The following is a 15,970-nucleotide window of genomic DNA, read 5'->3' on the forward strand; positions in this document are numbered from 1 at the left end:
TGTCAATCAAGGTGATGGTGAGAGCTCCCGCAGTGGTGGATCCCGCAGGGTGTCGGGCGGGGCCGGGCGCGCGCGGCTGCTCGCCCCGCACACGCCTCCCGCCCCCTGCGGCACTTACTACGCCTCTTTGCCCCTTACTACGCTTCTTCTCCTCGTACAGTAAGGGACAAAGGAGCGTAGTAAGCGTTCTGGCGCTACCCGGGCACGAGCCGATCGCCGCCCCCGCCCAGCCGCTCACGCGGGCGCCCGCGTAACGGGGCGGCCGTCCTCCCCGATGAGGACGACGTCGTCGGCGGTGACGACGGACATGAACTCCGGGCGCTGACGGGGCGGGAGGAGCCGGATGATGACACGCCCCCCGTCGGCCCCGTCGAGCGCCTGAACGGCCCGGGTCATGACGGCGTCCCGGATCCGGCCCGCGGCCTTCTCGGCCGGCCCCCGGTCGTCGAGGAGGGTGACGTCGATGCCGCGGGTGCGGGCGGCGCGCGCGGCATCGACGACGTCGGTGCCGGTGAAGACGTGGGCCCGGCGCTCGTCGCGCAGCTCGGCCTCGAGCATGCGCGCCTGCGCGCACAGGGCGGGCGTGCTCGGCCGTCCGGAGGAGACGGCGGTGAGGACGGGCGTGCTGCGTTCGCGGACCGAGTCCATAGCCTGTCGCATGAGCCTCTGGCTCTCCTGCTCGGCGCGGCGACGGGCGGCCGCCTCGGCCCCGATCGTCTCGTTCTCGGCGGTGGCTGCGGTGAGAGCGACCGACAGGCGCGCGATCGCGCGCCACAGGCACACCGGGATGATCTGCCCCGCCATCCAGGTCAGGATCATGGTCGGGTCCCAGCCCGTCGCCAAGGTCCAGACGCCGGAGGTGGCCACGAGGAGTCCGAGGCCGGCCCACGCCTCCCGGATCCGATCCCGCGCCAGGAGCCCGCAGCACAGGGCCGCCCCCGCACCGGTGCACCACGCGGCGCAGCCGGGCCACCCCGCGACATCGATCTGGAACAGGACGGCCGAATTCGCCGCGCCGATGAGGACCGCCGCCCATGCGGCCGCCCGGCGCGGCATGCGCTGCTTCGGCCATGCCCTGAGCATGAGGAGCGCGGCAGCCGACATGGCGCCGAGTCCCCCGATGACCGGCGCGGGCCGTCGGTAGGATCCCGCCCGCACCTCCAAGAGAAGGACGTAGGTGCAGATGGCGAGCACGCACACGGCGATGACCCGCGTGATTGGGGCCTCCATGCACGCCGACAGGGACAGCGGCGAGGCCGCGGCCGGCGCCGGGCCGGCGGGGCGTCCCGGGCGCGAGCCGGCGGGCTCCGGCTCGGCCGGGCGCCGGGTGGCGTCCGTCCAGGTGAGGGTCACGGTGGTGCCGGCGCCCGGCGCGGCGTCAATGCGGGCGGTGCCGCCGACGTCGTGCATGCGCGCCACGATCGATCCGGTGATGCCGTGCCGGTCCAGGGGCGTGCGATCGGGGTCGAAGCCGCGGCCGTCGTCGGAGATGGTGACGACGACGCCGTCCGGGTCGCTGTGCAGCGTGGCGGTGCGCGTGACCCCGTCCGAGGCTCCCCGCTCCGGCGCGGCGCCGGCGGCGTGGGCCAGAGAGTTGCGCAGCGCCTCCGCCGCGGCCCCCTCGAAGGCCTGTGCGACGCTGCGGGGTACGGGCGGGTCCCGGTCGATCGAGCTGGAGACGACGACGCCGTCGCCCCCGATCGCCCGCAGCCGCCCGCTCAGAGCGCCGAAGAGCCTCGAGGCGCTGCGCGTGGCCGCCTGCCGGTCGGCGGCCACGTCCAGCGAGACCAGGGCCTCACGGGCGCTCCGGCGCAGCTGGGGGGAGGTCGCCGGCACGGTGGGGACGGACTTCAGGACCGACAGGATGTGGTCGTGGACGAAGTCGTCGCTGAGCCGGCGCGCCTTCGAGCGGGACTGCTCGGTGCGCAGGTCGATGAGGAGCGCGCGGCGCCGGGCATCGGCCTCGTCCAGGGTGTCCGCCTGGCGGAGCAGCCACGTGAGCACCCCCATGTCGCCCAGGCAGGTGGCCAGGTAGAGGGCGACCTCCTCCACCGCGATGTGTGTCGGGCCGGCCCCGCTCGGAGGGTAGGTCGCCAGAAGGAGCGGCGCGAGCATGATCACGTAGGCGAACCGGCCCCGAGGGGGCAGGACGGCGGTGGCCGCCACCGCGGCGGTGACGTAGTAGTCGACCAGCGGGTTGGGGGCGGGCGCGGTGTCCGACCGGTGGTAGGACGGCAGCACCGGGAGCCAGGCCGCCAGCAGGACGAGGGCCGCGTAGCCGACGAGGAGCGCCAGGAGGGCCGTCTGCCATACGCGGTCCGTGCTGGTGACCGCGGCGGCCGCGGCCGTGGGGCGGAGCGCCGGCGTGGTTGCGGGGCGGGGTGCCGGCGTGGCCGCCGGTCCCGGTCGGCGTCGGCGGTTCACCGGGCGGGCCAGCACGTGGGCCAGCACTGCGCCCCCGGCGACCAGCGGCGGGACCAGCAGGGCGGGCAGCAGGGCCCAGAAGAGCGGCCGGTGCGCGGTCTGCGCCATAATGCGGATCGACGGCGTGATGAAGCAGGCCGACATGAGCGTGGTGGCCACCGCCATGGCGACGACGAGTCTGCGCATCCGCAGGGAGTGGGGGCCGGTGGCGAGCCACGGCGGCGAGCTGGTCAGAGCACTCGTTGGGGCGGACATGGGGGTGATCACTCGTCTTCGTTGATCGGGCCGCGGCTGCTGGTGCACCCGGTATCCATAGCGTCTCCTCGCGGGCCCCGGGCCCGACGGCGAGATGGTGCTGCGGGCATGGGTGCATAGCGTCAGCAGAATCGAAACAGTATAATTATACTAAGGTTTCTCACATTGAGGTCACAGACTGCGACGGGAACGCGATGGCGCTCCGTCCTCCCTCCCGGCGCTCTTCTGGCGTCCTCCCGCCGTTCTTCCGCCGTGACGGGCCTTATGCCCTCGCCTTCGCCCTCGACCGGTCGGCGATCGCAGTCTCATAGAGCTGGATGTAGGCGCGGGCGGTGGCCTCCGGGGACAGCTCGGCGAAGACCGACGACGTGCCCGCCGCCAGCGCCCGGCGTCGACCGCTGTCCGCCAGCGCCACCATGCCGTCGGCCAGTGCGGTTCGGGACGGGCCGACCAGCAGGCTGTTCGTCGGGTGGAGGCCGACGTCGAGGCGCTCGTCGCAGTACAGCACCGGAACGCCGGCGGCGAGGGACTCGATAATGGAGATGGGCTGGTTGTCGAATCCGTGCGAGGCCAGAACGAACACGTCGCTGTCGCGGAGGTGCTGGATGAGCTCCGCCTGGTCGCCGATGTGCCCGGTGAACACGACCTGCGGCATGCTCCGGGCGCGCGCCCGGAGGGACGGCAGCTCCGCGCCGTCGCCGACGATGATGAGCTGGCTGTGAGGGATGTCCGCCTGACGGAACGCCTCGATCATGACGTCGAGTCGTTTCTCCCTGGCGATGCGGCTGACGCTGATGAAGCGGATGGCGCCGTCGTGGCGCTTGCGGTGCGTGTCGGCGATGATCGATTCGAGCGAACGGCTGTAACCGGTCGGTATGACTCGGCCCGACAGCGGCGTGCGGTCGGGGGCCGCCGCCCGGATGTAGCGCTGCATGAAGCCCGACGGCGTGGTGAACGCGTCAACGGAGGCGGCTATCAGGGCCTGGGTGCGCCAGTCGAAGCGGCCGATGGCCGACTCGCCGGACAGGACGCCGCCCGATGGTCGCGGGCCGGGGCGAGGAGAACGGCCGCGGAGCGACGCCAGCTGGTGCGCTCTCAGCCGGTACCCGAGGCTGGCCAGCAGCGTGAGCGCCTGCCTGGTGTGCGCGCCGGCGATGTTGGTGTGAAAGGTGTGGACGTGGGGGATGCGTTGAAGCCGCGCGATCCGCGCCGCTAGGATGACCGCGCCGACGTCGGTGTGGCTGTGAATCACATCGAGTCGCTGCTGCCCGCTGATTTGTCTGGCCAAATGCGGGCTGCTCGATAAAATGGTCGTGTGCGGCGGCAGCCCGGGCGGCCGGTGGAATGGCGCGGCAATAGTACGCGCATTCTCCGGGGGCTCCAGCGGCGTCCGCGGCGCGATCAGGGTCACACTGTGCCCGGCGCGGTTCAACTCGACGATCTGAGTTTGCACGGACCTGCTAACCCCGCTAGAGTCCGGGTATGTGTCGTCGAGCACGAGGGCGATATGCAGTACCTGCATGCTATCATTATAGGGTGACCGTCAACCGGCACGCGACCCTGTTGCTAACGAGGTGCATACATGTGGAGAGTCGACTCTCTTCAGCAGATAGCGCTTGAGCTCGACTGCCGAGAGCAGAGGAGAAGCGGTATCGGCTGGCTGGAGTGCGACACGGGTGCGCCGCGCACTGCGGTGATCTTTCACGGCGTGACGGGCGGCAAGATGGACATGCTGCCGATTATGCGCGCATATGCGAGATGCGGTTATGCCGTCTATGCGATCGATCTTCCGGGTCATGGCGGGTCCGATTTTCTGGAGGCGAAGAACTTCGATGATCTGGCCGGATGGTGCGATCGGGCGCTGCGGAGGATCGGCCGCACCCCCGACGTCATCGTCGCCAACTCCTATTCTTCGTCATTGCTGTACTGGTATATGTGCCGGGGATTCCTGCCGACCTGCACGCGAGTTATCCTCGGGTGCCCGGTGCCACGGGTCTCGTGGTTGTCCAATGCTCTGCACCTGCTGTCCGTCCGGGCACCCGAGCGGTTCTTCTGGCCGATCTACAACTCCAGCGGCATCCGGGTGGCCAGGACCGCGCTGCTCCTGTCGTCCCTCGATCGGAGCGCCTGGGCCTGGACGCTCGAGTCGGAACGGAGGAAAGAGCAGTACACGAGTCAGCGGGCCGCGAATACGCTGACGGAGCTGATTTATCGACGAAACCCGTTCGAGACGACGCTGCCGGAGGACGTGCAGCGGCGTGTGACGGTGGTGATGGGGGAGAACGATCTCCTGGTCAACCGCAGGTCCCGAGAGCTGATGCACCAGCTGCTGCCCTGCTCGTTGTTCCGCAGCGTGCCGCACGCGGGGCACCTGCTGCAGTTCGAGGCGTGGTCGCGCCTCTTGCCGGAGTAGCTGCACAGAGCCGCTGGGGGAGTGGGTCGCCTCAGGATCCGGCGGTCGGGCGGCCGGTTCCGCGATACTTCTCCCTGATCCGCGCGATGCATGTGTTGACGGTGGGGACAGACAGACCCAGGGTGCGGGCGACACGGGACGACTTCATCCCGCCGGCGTACAGGGCGAGGACCCGGACCTCCTGGTCGCTGAGGCCATCGGCGGCGGGGCTCTCGTCCCTCTCCGGGGCGCGCGCCCAGTCGTGGCCGGCGCCGGGACAGCCCTCCAGGGCGGCTCTGACGGCGTCGATGAGGTCCTGGTTCGCGGCGCCCCTGCTGACGACCGACGCGGCCCCGGCGGCGATGGCCTCGCGGATCGGGGTGGGTCGTCGCAAGAGGTGTAGACGACGACGGGGATGGAGCGGCGCGTGAGCTCCCCGATGATCTCTGCGGGCCGGCTGCCGTCGTCGAGGTGCAGGTCGAGGATCGCGAGGGTGCGGCCCTCGGGCCATACGACGTCGCGCAGGCGTCCGAACCGGGTGACCGTCCACGGCAGTCCGGCCTCGTTGAACATGTGCTGACAGCTGTGCGCGACGAGCGCGTTGTCGTCAATGACGATAACGGAGCAGACGTCATCCATGGTGCCTCCTCGGCGGGGTCCCGACCCATCATTGCACGGCGCGCGGGCGACGTCGTCAAGGTCTAAGAATTGAGACTGGCGATCCGAGGCGCCCCGGAGGCGGGTCCTCAAGAGATGTGTATAAGAAATGAGACTCGTGGATGAGCGGGGTGCGACGTAGATTAATGGCCGTCCCAATCGCCGGCCCCTGAGCGGGGCGGGTCCTGTGGTTGAGAGGAAAGTGATGTCGTGGAAGGCGTAATTGGTGTCATCGTCATTTTTGGTGTGTGCTTCGCCGTGGTGCACTTCTATTCGAAGTTCCTGATGTCGGGAATGGCGAGCCGTACAATTGTGACCAGCGCCTCGCCGGCTCAGGTTCGAGACGCGTTCGTGCGCAAGGTGGCGGGGAGCACGTGGAAGATCGTCGATGACGGGAACCCGATGATCGCGCAGAGCCCGCTGGTGACGGGTATTCGCCAGCAGATCGGGCTCGAAGTCAGGCAGGAGGGGGCAGGTGCAGGGCCTGTGTCGAGGTGCTGCGCTGGACCGAGAAGCACGGCATGCCGAACAAGGCATACACCCTGCGCATGCGCCTGAGCTCCTTCGTCAACGAGATGCAGCGCCTCGACCCCGGTGCCAGCGTCACCACAACCCCTCTGAAGGGTTGACGCCGTGGTAGCCGTCATTCTGGTCATCGGTCTGGTCGCCCTGGGAGTGCAGGTCTACCTCACCATGAGAGGATTCGGTCCGCCGTGCTCTCCGGACGGCTTCGACCCGATGCATTATGAGGAACGGGTACTTCTGGCGCCCCCGGCGACGGTTCTGGAGGCCTACGGACGGGCTGCGGCGCAGACTGGGGGAATGCGGGTCTATGCCACCGGAAGCAACTGCCTGTTCATTGACTCCCGCCCGTCGGCTCTCGTCCTGGACGGAGACTACGGATCAACCATCCGGGTGCAGGTCGCTCCCGCCGAGAACGGCGCGAGCGCTGTGCGGGTCGAGTCGGTGCCGAAAACTCCCTGGGTGGCGGCAATCGGCCGCGTGGGCGCCGGCTTTGTGGCCAAGGAACGCGCCCTCAGAATGACCGCGAAACGCCTGACCGGCATCTCCGAGAGCCTGTAGAGCGAGACGTATCGAAGGCAGGGCTCTTGAGCAGGAGCCTTCGGGCCCGGGTCTGCGGGACGGCCGCATCCGTCCCGCAGACCCGGGCCTCTTATGCGCGGGCCTCGTCGTCCCGGCCCATCGCACGCAGGACATGACGGTACTTCTCCAGGCAGTCGGCCTGATCCCGCCGGGCGCCGATCTGACGGTGAAGTTCCAGGGCCCGCCGGAATGCGGTGAGCGCCTTCGTGTGCCGGCCTCGTAGACGAGGGACTCGCCCTCGACGCGCCTGTGCGACGCGTGGTTGAGCTTGTCGTCATCCTTCTTCTTCATACTCCGATCCACCTACTCCCCTCCCCCGTCTCCCGTGCGCCTTGCCCCTGCGCCTTGAGGCGACCGGCGGGGCGCACGGGCGCATCCGGTTCTCACCGCCCCGCGCGCTCAGTGGCGCCAGGCGCTGCCGCGGGCGCGCAGGCCGGTGGTCAGCGCCCGCATCCCCATGAACACCCAGGCGAAGGCTACCCACAGCCAGGCGAGTCCGACGCCGGGCGTGATCGCTGCGGCGGGAAGAGCCTTGGCCACGACCACCGTCAGGGGCAGGTACGGGACCAGGGTGATGAGCCCGGCTCCCGCCAGGTAGCGGCCGTCGCCCGCTCCCGTGAGCACGCCGTCGAACAGGTAGACGGCGCCTGCCAGGGGCATGGCCGAGGCCGCCACGAGCAGCGCCGGAGTCGCCGTCGTCACCACAGCGGCCTCCGAGCTGAACACGCGCGGCAGCCAGGGGCTCGCCGCCGCCAGCACGACGCCGATCACCGCGCCCACCGCGACGCCCCACGCCAGGCACCGGCGCAGCACCGCGTCCAGGGCGCACCTCGGATCGGTGCCGGCACCGCCGACGACGGCGCCGTCGGACGCCGGGAGGGCATCGGGTCGGCGTCGGGAACCCGCGTCTCCGGGGGCCGCGCCGGGCCGGCCGGGCGTGCCGTCGTCGTCGCTGGTCTCCCGCTCCGCGTCCGCCTGGCCCAGGGCGGTGCCGACCAGCGCCTGCGCCGCGATCGCCAGCGCGTCCAGTGCGAAGGAGGAGAAGCTCCACAGCGAGTTGACCACCTGGTGGGCCGCCAGCGGCAGCTCCCCGAGCGACGTCGCCGCCCACACTGTCGCCAGGATCGCCGCCCGCAGCGACAGGGTGCGCACCAGCAGCGGCGTCCCCGCCCCCAGGGACGCCCGCAGGCCGCGGCGCCGCGGCGCCAGACCCACGCCCGAGCCGCGTGCCGCCCGGACCACGGGAGCCATGAGCGCCACCGCCATGACGCTCTGGGTGATCGCGGTGCCCAGGCCCGACCCGGCGATCCCCATCCCGACGCCGTACAGGAGCACGGCGTTGAGCCCCACGTTGAGGGCCGCCCCGGCACTGGCCACGACGAAGGGCGTGCGGGTGTCCAGCAGGCCCCGCAGCGTGCCGGTGGCGGCATAGACGACGAGCATTCCCGGGATACCGGGGGCCGAGGCCCGCAGGTAGGCGCATGCCGCTTCGGCGACGTCGCCGCCAGCGCCCATGGCGGCGACCACCCGCGGCGCTCCCGCCGCCAGCAGCGCCGCCGCCCCCAGCCCGAGGAGCGCCGCCAGCCAGGCGCCGTCGATGCCGGCGCGCAGGCCGCCGCGCCGGTCGCCGGCGCCGAAGAGGCGGGCGGTGGTCGCCGTCGTGGCGTAGGCGAGGAAGACGAACAGGCCCACGGCCGTGGTCAGCACCGTCGAGGCGAGCGACAGGCCCGCCAGGCTCGTGGCGCCCAGGTGTCCGACCATGGCGGAGTCGATGAGGACGAACAGGGGCTCGGCGACCAGGGCGCCGAGGGCGGGCACGGCCAGGGACAGGATCTGACGGTCCAGGGCGGGGCCGGGCGGTCGGGTGGGCGAGGCGCTGGCCGGCTGGGCGGCGGGCGATGAATCAGCCGGCTGGGCGGACGGCTGCCCGGCCAGCGGGTCGTCGGGCGATGCAACGGGGCGGGTCACGATTTTCTGGAGTCCTCCACGGTCTGGGGCCCGGCCAGTGTCTCACGTGCGCCGCGGCCCGCCGCGCTTCGCGTCGTGCCCCGCGCCGCCCGGACGGGTTCGATCCCCAGGCAAGCCACAGACCTCAGGGTGAGGTAGAGGTTCATCCACAGGTTTACCCACTTGTCCACAGATTCTTCCGGGGCGCCCAGGGTTCGTGCTGTGAATCGTGACTCCGCGTGAAGAATCCCGTCGTTCCAACGCTTCTGCCGCTGCATCCAGCTGCGCGGCCACCAGTCTGGTACGGCTGTGCACAAGCGGCACGGCGCGTCGTCCACAACCGCGGAGGAGTTATCCACAAGGCGCTGCGGATTGTCCACAGGCGGCGAGTGGATACCGGCTTGCGAGCGGTGTGGCCGCCCGCTATGGTCGCGCGCGCACCCGGCCGGGTGCACGGCAGGGGAGGCGCGCATGAGAGACATCGACCCCGGCCCGGGCTTCGAGTCCGGCCGGTCGGGCGCCGACGACGGCATCAGCGGCTCGGTGCGCTACGACGACGCCTTCGACCGCATCCCGCCCCAGGACCTCGAGGCCGAGATGGCCACGCTCGGCGGAATGCTCCTGAGCAAGGAGGCCATCACCGACGTCATCGAGGTGCTGCGCGGCACGGAGTTCTACAAGCCGGCCCACGAGTCGATCTACGACGCCGTCGTCGAGGTCTACAACCGCTCCGAGCCGGCCGACCCGCTCATTGTGGCCGACGAGCTGGCCAAGCGCGGCGAGCTCGAGCGCGTCGGCGGCGCCCCCTACCTCGCCTCCCTCATGGCGACCGTGCCCACCGCGGCCAACGCCGCCTACTACGCGCGCATCGTACGCGAGAAGGCCCTCATGCGCGGGCTCGTCCAGGCGGGCACGCGCATCACCCAGCTCGGCTACTCCACCGACGCCGGCGACATCGCCGAGCTCGTCACGCTCGCCGAGGCCGAGGTCTACTCCGTGGCCCACTCCGAGGGGGAGAAGGAGGACTACGTCCCGGTCGGCGAGCTGCTCAACGAGGCCAACCTCCAGATCGAGGCCGGGCAGGCGCGCGAGAACGGCCAGATGACGGGCGTGCCCACGGGCTTCGTCGAGCTCGACGAGCTCACCGGCGGCCTGCACCCCGGGCAGATGATCATCGTCGCCGCGCGTCCCGCCATGGGCAAGTCCACCCTCGCCGTCGACTTCTGCCGCTCGGCCTCCATGCACTCCCGGCGCGCCGACGGCTCCCTCATCCCCAGCTGCTACTTCTCCCTGGAGATGGGGCGCATGGAGCTCATGATGCGCATCCTGGCCGCCGAGTCCGGAGTGGACATGAACAAGCTGCGCGGCGGGCGGCAGATGACCGAGCGCGACTGGGAGGACGTGGCGCGCGCCTACAACCCGGTCAGCGAGGCGCCGCTGTTCATCGACGACTCCCCGAACCTGACCATGCCGGAGATCCGCTCCAAGGCGCTGCGCCTCAAGCAGCAGGGCGACCTGGGTCTCATGGTCATCGACTACCTGCAGCTGATGACCTCGGGCAAGCGCGTGGAGTCCCGCCAGCAGGAGGTCTCCGAGTTCTCCCGCTCCCTGAAGCTGCTGGCCAAGGAGCTCGAGGTCCCAGTGGTCGCCGTCGCCCAGCTCAACCGCGGCCCCGAGCAGCGCACCGGCAACAAGCCGCAGATGTCCGACCTGCGCGAGTCCGGCTCGCTGGAGCAGGACGCGGACATCATTATGCTGCTGCACCGCCCGGAGTACTACAACCAGGACGAGCGCGCGGGCGAGGCGGACATCATCGTGGCCAAGCACCGCAACGGCCAGACCCGCACCATCCCGGTCGCCTTCCAGGGGCACCTGTCGCGCTTCGCCAACATGGCGCGCGACGTGAGCGTCGAGCCCGCCTACGAGTGAGGGCCGGCTGCGGGGCTGCGAGCAGGGGCCGGCTGCGGGTCCGCGGGGCCGGGCGGGCCCGCAGCCCCTCGGCGACCCCGCCGCTCTCGGTGAAAGGGGGCGCCGGCGGTCTCAGCGGACGTCGTCGGCGGACAGGTCGATCTCTGCCAGCGGGAGCGGGCGCGAGCCGCGCGCCCGCCTGTAGCCGAGCCACAGCGCCACCGCGATCGGCAGACCGATATAGGCCAGGAGCAGGCCGTACCAGCTGAAGCCCGAGATCGCCAGGTTGACGCCCTGCCCGATGATCACGCCCACGAAGACGATGAGCGCGAACCACGTGCCCACCGGGAAGAACCTGGCGCGGTAGGGCAGCTCGTCGGTACTGCGCCCCTGGGCCCTCCAGGCGGCGCGGAACCGCAGGTGGGCCAGGCACACGCCCACCCACACGATGAAACCGGTCAGGCCGGTCGCATTGTAGAACCAGGTGTAGGCCACCGAGTCGCCCACGCGGGAGGACAGGAAGCCGAGCATGGAGATGGCGACCGTGGCCAGTACGCCCCACACGGGCACGCCGTGCGCCGTCGTCCGGGTGAAGAGCCTCGGTGCGCGTCCGGCGCCCGCCATCGAGTACAGCAGGCGGGAGCCGACGTAGAGCGTGGAGTTGCCGGCCGAGAGCACGGAGGTCAGCACGACGGCGTTCATGAAGGCGGCGGCGACGGCCAGGCCCGCCCGCTCGAAGACGAGCGTGAAGGGGCTGGCCGCGATGTTCTCCTCCGAGGCGCTCAGAAGGCTGGGGTCGGTGTAGGCCACCAGGGTCGCCACGACGACGATCGCCCCGATGTAGAACAGCATGATCCGGATGAACACGGAGTTGATGGCCCGGGGCATGGTCCTGCGGGGGTTCTCCGCCTCGCCGGCGGCCACCGCCGCGGACTCCACGCCGACGAAGGAGAACCCGGCGACCATGAGCACCGAGAACGTGCCCGACCACCCGCCCACGAAGGGGGCCTCGCCGGTCGTCCAGTTCGACAGGCCGTCCTCGTGGCCGCCCATAATGCCCACGATCATGGCCACGCCCATGACGAGGAAGACGATGATGGTGATGACCTTGATCCCCGCGAACCAGAACTCGGACTCCCCGAAGATGCGGGCGGAGAACAGGTTGAGGGCGAGGATCGTGCCGAGGAACAGCGTGCTCCACAGCAGGGAGGGGGAGTCGGGGAACCAGTACTTCATAATGATGGAGGAGGCGACCAGCTCGACGGCGATGGTCATCGCGCACGAGTACCAGTACATCCACCCCACGGTGAAGCCCAGCGCCGGCTCGACGTACTCGCCCGTGTAGGTCTCGAAGGCCCCGGCCACGGGCCGGTGGGTGACCATCTCGCCCAGCGCCGCCATCATGAAGTAGATGGCGATGCCGATGATCCCGTAGGACACGACGGCGCCGCCCGGCCCGGCGGTCGAGATCGAGGCTCCCGTGCCCACGAACAGCCCGGTGCCGATCGCTCCGCCGATGGCGATGAGGTTGACGTGCCGGGCCTTGAGATTGCGCCGGAGGCGGCCCTCGCCGGGGCTGTCCCCTGCGGTGACGGCCGCGGTCGTCGGCGCCCCGGCGGGATCGCCCTCGGCGGAATCGCCCGCGAGCGCGGGCGCCCCGTCGGCGCCGTCTGCGGCGGGGCCGTCCTCGGGCGCCTCGACGGTCGCTTGAGCGGGTGACTCTGGGCGGGAATGACCGCCGTCGGGATGTCCGTCCTGTCCGTCCATGGGTGCCTCGTTCGTCGTGTTGGTTGTGTGCCGCGCCTGTCGAGAAGACCTGTTGAGCCGCGCTGGCAAGTGGGTGGCTCGCACCGAGTGAGCCCTCACTATAACGTTGGGATGAAGAGCGCTCGATATACCGTTGCGAGCCATCCCCGAAGACCGGAGTCATCACATGGAGATCACTAAGGCACTCGTCCGCAGGCCCAGCCCCCGACTCGCCGAGGGGCTGGTCACCCACATCGAGCGCAGCGCGGTCGACCTGGACCTGGCCCGCAGCCAGTGGCGGGACTACGTCGACGCCCTTCACTCCCGGGGCTGGGAGACCATCGAGGTGGACCCCGCCCCCGACTGCCCCGACTCGGTCTTCATTGAGGACGCCGTCGTCGTCTACGGGCGCACCGCCGTGATCACCCGCCCCGGCGCCGACTCGCGCAAGCCCGAGACCGAGGCCGCCGAGCGGGCCGTGGCGGCGCTCGGCTACGACGTCAAGCGCATCACCGCCCCCGGCACGCTCGACGGCGGCGACGTCCTCAAGCACGGCGGGAGGGTGTGGGTGGGCCAGGGCGGCCGCACCAACGCCGAGGGGCTGCGCCAGCTGCGCGAGCACCTGGCCGCCGAGGGGGCCGAGACGATCGGCGTGCCCCTGACCAGGGTGCTCCACCTCAAGTCAGCCGTGACCGCGCTGCCGGACGGCACCGTCGTCGGCTACGAGCCGCTGGTGGACGACCCCTCGGTGTGGGACTCCTTCCTCGCGGTGCCCGAGGAGAGCGGCGCGCACGTCGTCCTGCTGGGCGGCAACCGGCTCCTCATGGCCGCCGACGCGCCGCGCTCGGCCGAGCTCTTCCGGTCGCGCGGCTACGAGGTCACCGAGGTCGACATCTCCGAGTACGAGAAGCTCGAGGGCTGCGTGACCTGCCTGTCGGTGCGCCTGCGCGGCTGCCCCGCCTGAGGGCGCAGGGCGGCGCGGGCCGGCCGGTTCGCGACGGCGGATGGCGCGGCTAGCCCGCCTGAGCGCGCTGGGGCAGGTACTTGCCGTCGAGGCCTGCCGCGCGGCCCGGCACGCTCAGGGCTCGGGCAGACGGATCGTGCGCAGGCGCAGTACCCCCAGCAGCCGGCTGGTCGTGCCCAGCGCCGGACCGTAGGCCGCCCTGTGGGCCGGCCCGTGGTACAGGTAGTCGCCCGCTTCAGGGCCCAGTGGCCCCACGGCGTCGGCGACGTCCAGGATGTAGCTCGCCGGCTCTCGGGCGGACCACAGCGGCAGGGCGAGGGTCCGGCTCTTGTCCGGGGCGACGAGCACCTGGACCGCCATGACCGCCGGGAGCAGGGGCGCACCCTCGAGGTCGCGGGGGACGACGGCGGCCACCAGCGCCCCCAGGGCCAGTGCGAGCAGGCCGATGCTCCAGCCCGGGCCCATGGACAGCAGCCGGAGCGCCGTCCACGTGTTCAGGCGGACCAGGAAGAAGGTCGGCGGGAGGAGGGCGAGCGCGAGGACCCCGCGCCGTCGGGCGAGCTCGCGCAGGGCGATGAGTGCGACCAGTCCCAGGGTGCCCGCACGGTGGCGGTTGCGCTGGCGCGCTCCGCCGGGGGCGGGGCGGGCTGCGTCGAGGGCCGGGCCCGCTGTTGATGCGCTGCTCATGCCGTCTCCTTCGACGTGTGCTCGGGGGCGGGCGGTTCGACCACCCGGTCGACGAGGTCGACGTCGCGCAGGAGGTGGGTGACGAGCGGGACTCCGGCCCCGGAGTCCCGCTAGGACGAGATCAGCGTCCACAGGTCCTCGTGGGCCAGGGCGTCGAAGCCCTGGTAGGGCTCGTCGAGGAGCAGCAGGTCCGGGGAGTCGAGCTGGGCCAGGCGACGTTGAGCTTCTGCTGCGTGCCGCCGGACAGGGCTCCGGCGGGGCGCCGGTCGCGGCGGGCGCTCACGCCGCTCAGCCGGAGCATGACCGGACCGGACTGTGGGGGCGCAGAGGACTTCGAGGTCCCGTCGGCGCTGTCGAGCGGGGCGCCGACGTCCTGCAGGGCGGAGGCGAGCTCGCGGGCGTACAGCACCGCCGGGCCCGGAGCCCGCGCCCGGACTCGCGGCACCCTGGCACGCCTCCGCCCAGCTCGGCGACCACCCGGAGGATCACGGAGCTCGCCCTCCGGGCGGGAAGGACCAGGGCGTGCTGGGCGGGCGCCCGGGCGGAAGCCGGCGGGCGCCACCCTCAAGGAACGAGAGGGTCTACCAGATGGTCCACCACCGCAAGAAGCAAGACCACCCGGGACACCGCCCCCCTCAGGCCGAGCCCGGAACAAGCCCGGAACACACGAACAGAGACAGCCCCACCCCGCCCCGAGGGCACCGGACACCCGGCGAAGCCGACCAGAAGCACCGAGCAGCAAGACAAGCAGCTTGAGACACAGCCTTCAAGGCCGTCCAAGACACGCCCGGCAGCCCAAGCCCCGCCGGCAACCCTGCCGACCCCTGCCGAGAGCAAAGACATCTCAGCCAATAGAATAAATCTATTCATGATCCAAGAAAAATTGATTATGTTTACACTCTGGGAGTGTTCTGACATTCCTCTGAAAATATCTACCGCAGGGTAGACGTCCCAGAAAAAAAGATGCATACTATACACGACGGCCCTGGAAGCGCAATCGAGTACCTTTGGAGGTTGTCGATGAAGAGAAGATCAATTTTGTTGTGCGGGCTCGCGCTAACGCTCTCCTTACTTTTGCGCTCGCATTTCACCTGTCGTCGCCGGCGTCAAGCGTGCAAAGTGAATTGAGCAATGACGCAGTGTCCGTGGCCGTAAATGAGTACCAGGCCGAGCTTGATGCGGAGTGGACAGATCCGAGCAATTCAAGCAGGTCAGTGCTCACTTCGGCGGAAATCGCCAACAACAATATTCGAGACAGGCTCATCGCCATTGGTGAGCCAATTGTGTCGGCAGAAAGTGCCGTGGAGATTCTCGGTACCGAGCAGGACGGCGACAGAATTACTGTTTCTGCGAGGATCTCAACCGCCTTTATTTACGGAGGAAAACAGGGGAATAGTTCTCCGGGCGTGGTGACCGATAATCACACAATAGTTCTCTCGTCCAGCGGAGACGAGACATACTCCGTTATTGAGGATACTGTCACCAACAAGAACGAGGATGGGTCTCCGGGCGGTGTTCCTGATGGGTACAACCCACATAAATCATCAAGCGAGGAGACTTCGCCAAGCACCTCGGACGGCGGTATGGCTGGAATTAAACAAGATCGGTGTGTGGCGGTGTGACTGGGAGGTGCTCGAAGTCGTAGTCGAAGGTGCGGTTGGTGATGTAGGCGGTGAAGGCCGCGAAGGTGTTCTCCGGGGCGACCCCCCGGAGGTTGGCGATATTGTTCTTGGCGGCGTTCCACACGTGTTCTGTGGGATTGTGATCGGGGGCGTACGGGGGCATGTAGATAGGCATGATGCGCTCCAGAGCCTGGCCGGGGGCATAAAGATCGTTCAAAGCCTTGGCGTGGTGGAACCTGGCGTTGTCCAGGACGACCGCGATCT

General features: G+C 69.9%; 12 protein-coding genes and 1 pseudogene. 5 read left to right on the forward strand and 8 right to left on the reverse strand.

The genetic code is table 11. The features are described 5' to 3' along the window. Positions 1-234: 234 nt before the first annotated feature. Both O145_RS04545 and O145_RS04550 read right to left on the reverse strand, forming a co-directional pair. Positions 235-2,679 (reverse strand): sensor histidine kinase, encoded by a 2,445-nt coding sequence (locus O145_RS04545; protein WP_156966597.1) that lies wholly within the window; start codon positions 2,677-2,679, stop codon positions 235-237. Between the two features lie 262 nt (positions 2,680-2,941). Beyond that, positions 2,942-4,201 carry a glycosyltransferase gene (locus O145_RS04550; protein ID WP_043560295.1) on the reverse strand — a complete coding sequence of 420 codons (1,260 nt, stop codon included), beginning with the start codon at positions 4,199-4,201 and terminating at the stop codon, positions 2,942-2,944. A 60-nt stretch (positions 4,202-4,261) separates the two neighbouring features. On the opposite strand from O145_RS04550, the gene O145_RS04555 reads away from it, so the two are divergent. Next, positions 4,262-5,092 (forward strand): alpha/beta fold hydrolase, encoded by an 831-nt coding sequence (locus O145_RS04555; protein ID WP_043560297.1) that lies wholly within the window; start codon positions 4,262-4,264, stop codon positions 5,090-5,092. Between the two features lie 31 nt (positions 5,093-5,123). On the opposite strand, the gene O145_RS16385 is transcribed toward O145_RS04555, so the two are convergent. Further along, positions 5,124-5,465, reverse strand: a complete 342-nt coding sequence (locus tag O145_RS16385; RefSeq protein ID WP_052374670.1) for a helix-turn-helix transcriptional regulator — start codon at positions 5,463-5,465, stop codon at positions 5,124-5,126. Between the two features lie 896 nt (positions 5,466-6,361). Between O145_RS16385 and O145_RS04565 the strand changes: the two genes are divergently transcribed. Continuing rightward, a complete protein-coding gene (locus O145_RS04565) occupies positions 6,362-6,811 on the forward strand; it encodes a hypothetical protein (RefSeq protein WP_043560299.1) in 450 nt (149 codons plus the stop codon). Between the two features lie 420 nt (positions 6,812-7,231). Here O145_RS04565 and O145_RS04570 read toward each other — a convergent pair whose 3' ends face one another. After that, complete coding sequence (locus O145_RS04570) at positions 7,232-8,800, reverse strand: MATE family efflux transporter (RefSeq protein ID WP_411265943.1); 1,569 nt, start codon at positions 8,798-8,800, stop codon at positions 7,232-7,234. 450 nt (positions 8,801-9,250) lie between these two features. On the opposite strand from O145_RS04570, the gene dnaB reads away from it, so the two are divergent. Next, positions 9,251-10,708, forward strand: a complete 1,458-nt coding sequence (gene dnaB, locus O145_RS04575; protein ID WP_043560302.1) for a replicative DNA helicase — start codon at positions 9,251-9,253, stop codon at positions 10,706-10,708. 111 nt (positions 10,709-10,819) lie between these two features. On the opposite strand, the gene O145_RS04580 is transcribed toward dnaB, so the two are convergent. Further along, the gene (locus O145_RS04580) at positions 10,820-12,454 is read right to left on the reverse strand and encodes an amino acid permease (protein ID WP_229118350.1); all 1,635 of its coding nucleotides are present in this window, start codon (positions 12,452-12,454) and stop codon (positions 10,820-10,822) included. A 166-nt stretch (positions 12,455-12,620) separates the two neighbouring features. On the opposite strand from O145_RS04580, the gene ddaH reads away from it, so the two are divergent. Continuing rightward, positions 12,621-13,397: a dimethylargininase gene (ddaH, locus tag O145_RS04585; RefSeq protein ID WP_043560305.1), complete on the forward strand. Its 777-nt coding sequence runs from the start codon at positions 12,621-12,623 to the stop codon at positions 13,395-13,397. Between the two features lie 114 nt (positions 13,398-13,511). On the opposite strand, the gene O145_RS04590 is transcribed toward ddaH, so the two are convergent. Together O145_RS04590 and O145_RS20020 are read right to left on the reverse strand one after the other, a co-directional pair. Continuing rightward, positions 13,512-14,084 carry a hypothetical protein gene (locus O145_RS04590; protein ID WP_043560309.1) on the reverse strand — a complete coding sequence of 191 codons (573 nt, stop codon included), beginning with the start codon at positions 14,082-14,084 and terminating at the stop codon, positions 13,512-13,514. Then, a pseudogene (locus tag O145_RS20020) lies at positions 14,081-14,346 on the reverse strand (ATP-binding cassette domain-containing protein); the annotation flags it as partial. The gene O145_RS04590 and the pseudogene O145_RS20020, both read right to left, overlap by 4 nt. Before the next feature lie 745 nt (positions 14,347-15,091). Between O145_RS20020 and O145_RS17955 the strand changes: the two are divergent. Next, the gene (locus tag O145_RS17955) at positions 15,092-15,706 is read left to right on the forward strand and encodes a hypothetical protein (RefSeq protein ID WP_156966598.1); all 615 of its coding nucleotides are present in this window, start codon (positions 15,092-15,094) and stop codon (positions 15,704-15,706) included. Here the strand turns inward: O145_RS17955 and O145_RS04595 are convergent. Beyond that, positions 15,678-15,970 (reverse strand): transposase (locus O145_RS04595; protein WP_043560312.1); only part of this gene is annotated, 293 nt, incomplete at its 5' end. The two genes, O145_RS17955 and O145_RS04595, sit on opposite strands and share 29 nt — an antisense overlap.

Origin of the sequence: Actinomyces israelii DSM 43320 (assembly GCF_000711965.1) — a bacterium.
Classification (GTDB): domain Bacteria; phylum Actinomycetota; class Actinomycetes; order Actinomycetales; family Actinomycetaceae; genus Actinomyces; species Actinomyces israelii.

Coding starts and splice junctions, on each gene's coding strand:
- O145_RS04555 (WP_043560297.1), top strand. CDS start 4,262: ATGTGGAGAGTCGACTCTCTTCAGCAGATAGCGCTTGAGCTCGACTGC.
- O145_RS04590 (WP_043560309.1), bottom strand. CDS start 14,084: ATGAGCAGCGCATCAACAGCGGGCCCGGCCCTCGACGCAGCCCGCCCC.
- dnaB (WP_043560302.1), top strand. CDS start 9,251: ATGAGAGACATCGACCCCGGCCCGGGCTTCGAGTCCGGCCGGTCGGGC.
- O145_RS04580 (WP_229118350.1), bottom strand. CDS start 12,454: ATGGACGGACAGGACGGACATCCCGACGGCGGTCATTCCCGCCCAGAG.
- O145_RS04545 (WP_156966597.1), bottom strand. CDS start 2,679: ATGTCCGCCCCAACGAGTGCTCTGACCAGCTCGCCGCCGTGGCTCGCC.
- ddaH (WP_043560305.1), top strand. CDS start 12,621: ATGGAGATCACTAAGGCACTCGTCCGCAGGCCCAGCCCCCGACTCGCC.
- O145_RS04550 (WP_043560295.1), bottom strand. CDS start 4,201: ATGCAGGTACTGCATATCGCCCTCGTGCTCGACGACACATACCCGGAC.